This window comes from Nocardiopsis trehalosi NBRC 14201, from assembly GCF_001552555.1.
GTDB lineage: Bacteria > Actinomycetota > Actinomycetes > Streptosporangiales > Streptosporangiaceae > Nocardiopsis_B > Nocardiopsis_B trehalosi.
Genome location: NZ_BCRK01000322.1, coordinates 1 through 2,762 on the forward strand (window position 1 = coordinate 1; position 2,762 = coordinate 2,762).

Below are 2,762 nucleotides of genomic sequence, written 5' to 3' on the forward strand. Positions count from 1 at the left end.
CGCCGCCGCGCCGCGCGCGGTGGCGGGGAGGCGGTCGTCACTCCCGGCCGACGGGCCGACCGGGTCGGTGACCTGCCCGGGGCCGCCGCGTATCGTGCGCCTATGACTGCTGCTGGAGACGCCGCCCCCGCCCCGGCCCCCACCCCCTCCGCCCTGCGGCGGGCCCTCGCCCGCGCCCGCGACGGCAAGGCGCTCGACCCCGCCGAGGCGGAGGTCCTGCTGCACGCCCGGGGCGCCGACCTCGACGCGCTGCTCGCCTGCGCCGGGCGGGTGCGCGACGCGGGCCTGGCCGCCGCCGGGCGGCCGGGCGTCATCACCTACAGCCGCAAGGTCTTCATCCCGCTCACCCGGCTGTGCCGCGACCGCTGCCACTACTGCACGTTCGCCACCGTCCCCGGCCGGGTCGACGCCCCGTTCCTCTCCCCCGACGAGGTGCTCGACATCGCCCGCCGGGGCGCCGCCATGGGCTGCAAGGAGGCGCTGTTCACCCTGGGCGACCGCCCCGAGGACCGCTGGCCGCAGGCGGCGGCGTGGCTGGACGAGCGCGGCTACGACGACACCCTCTCCTACGTGCGCGCCATGGCGGTCCTGGTCCTGGAGGAGACCGGCCTGCTGCCGCACCTCAACCCCGGGGTGCTGAGCTGGTCCGACTTCCAGCGGCTCAAGCCGGTCGCCCCGTCCATGGGGATGATGCTGGAGACCACCGCCGAGCGGCTGTTCACCGAGCGGGGCGGCCCCCACTACGGCAGCCCCGACAAGGACCCCGCCGTGCGGCTGCGCGTGCTCGACGACGCCGGCCGGTCCTCGGTGCCGTTCACCACCGGCATCCTCATCGGCATCGGGGAGACCCCGGCCGAGCGGGTGGACGCGATCTTCGCCATGCGCCGCGCGGCCCGCGAGTACGGCGCGGTGCAGGAGGTCATCGTGCAGAATTTCCGGGCCAAGCCCGGGACCGCCATGATGCACCGCCCCGACGCCGAACTCGCCGAGCTGGCCGCCACCATCGCGGTCACCCGGCTGGTCATGGGCGCGCGGGCGCGCGTGCAGGCGCCGCCCAACCTCATCGGCGACGACTTCGCGCTCATGCTGCGGGCCGGCATCGACGACTGGGGCGGGGTGTCGCCGCTGACGCCCGACCACGTCAACCCCGAACGGCCCTGGCCGCAGATCGACGCGCTCGCCGCGCGCACCGCCGAGGCGGGCTTCGAGCTGCGCGAACGCCTCACCGTCTACCCCGAGTACGTGCTCCAGGGCGAACCGTGGCTCGACCCCCGGGTGCGGGGCCACGTCGCCGCGCTCGCCGACCCCGACACCGGCCTGGCCCGCCCCGACGCGACCGTGACCGGGCGCCCCTGGCAGGAGCCCGACGCCGCCCTGGACGCCTCCGGCCGCACCGACCTGCACACCGGTGTCGACACCGAGGGCCGCTCCGCCGACCGGCGCGGCGACTTCGACGCCGTCTACGGCGACTGGGACCTGGTCCGCGACCGCATCGCGGAGGGGGCCGCCCCCGGCGGGGCCGCGGCCCCGCGCCGCGCCGACCCCGATGTGCGGGCGGCGCTGCGCAGCGCCGAGGCCGACCCGGCGGGGCTGAGCGACGACGAGGCGCTGGCGCTGCTGCACGCCGACGGCCCCGAGCTGGATGAGCTGGCCGGGCTCGCCGACGCGGTGCGCCGCGACGCGGTCGGCGACGACGTGACCTTCGTCGTCACCCGGAACATCAACTTCACCAACGTCTGCTACACCGGCTGCCGCTTCTGCGCGTTCGCCCAGCGCCGCACCGACGCCGACGCGTTCACCCTGTCGCTGGAGCAGGTCGCGGACCGGGCGGCCGAGGCGTGGGAGGCGGGCGCGGGCGAGGTCTGCATGCAGGGCGGCATCCACCCCGACCTGCCCGGCACCGCCTACTTCGATCTGGCGCGGGCGGTGAAGGAGCGCGTGCCCGGCATGCACGTGCACGCCTTCAGCCCGATGGAGGTCGTCAACGGGGCGTCGCGCACCGGGCTGCCGGTGCGCGAGTGGCTGGTGCGCGCCCGGGAGGCGGGGGTCGACTCGCTGCCCGGCACGGCCGCCGAGATCCTCGACGACGACGTGCGGTGGGTGCTCACCAAGGGCAAGCTGCCGGCGGCGGACTGGATCGAGGTCGTCTCCACCGCCCACGAGCTGGGCATCCCCACCACCTCCACGATGATGTACGGGCACGTGGACACGCCCGCCCACTGGGTGGCGCACATCAAGCTGATCCGGTCGCTGCAGCAGAGGGCGGTGGAGCGCACCGGCCGCCGGGGGTTCACCGAGTTCGTGCTGCTGCCGTTCGTGCACACGAGCGCGCCGATCTACCTGGCCGGGCTGGCGCGCACCGGCCCCACCGTGCGGGAGAACCGGGCGGTGCACGCGCTGGCGCGGCTGCTGCTGCACGGGCACATCGACAACATCCAGTGCTCGTGGGTGAAGCTGGCCGAGGACACCTGCCGGCTGCTGCTGCGCGGCGGGGTGAACGACGTCGGCGGCACGCTGATGGAGGAGACCATCAGCCGCATGGCGGGCTCGGACAACGGGTCGTACAAGACGATCAGCGACATCCGCGCGCTCGTGGCGCCGACCGGGCGGCCGGTGCGCCAGCGCAGCACCCTCTACGGGGAGGTGCCGGCCGACCGGCGGGCGGCGGCGGAGGCCAGCGACGGGGTGGCGGCGGCCGTGCTGCGGCCCCGGCTGCCGGTGGTCTGAGGGCGCGCCGCCCCCGCCGCGCGGAGCGGCGGGGG

1 protein-coding gene is annotated in these 2,762 nt (G+C 76.1%); it reads left to right on the top strand.

Features of this window, described 5'->3' with window-relative positions:
- Positions 1–102: 102 nt before the first annotated feature.
- Positions 103–2,727 carry a bifunctional FO biosynthesis protein CofGH gene (locus NT8_RS27805; protein ID WP_084469343.1) on the top strand — a complete coding sequence of 875 codons (2,625 nt, stop codon included), beginning with the start codon at positions 103–105 and terminating at the stop codon, positions 2,725–2,727.
- Positions 2,728–2,762 lie beyond the last annotated feature (35 nt).

What these genes read in the sequence shown, in the direction of transcription:
- NT8_RS27805 (WP_084469343.1), top strand. Translation starts at nt 103, where the DNA reads ATGACTGCTGCTGGAGACGCCGCCCCCGCCCCGGCCCCCACCCCCTCC.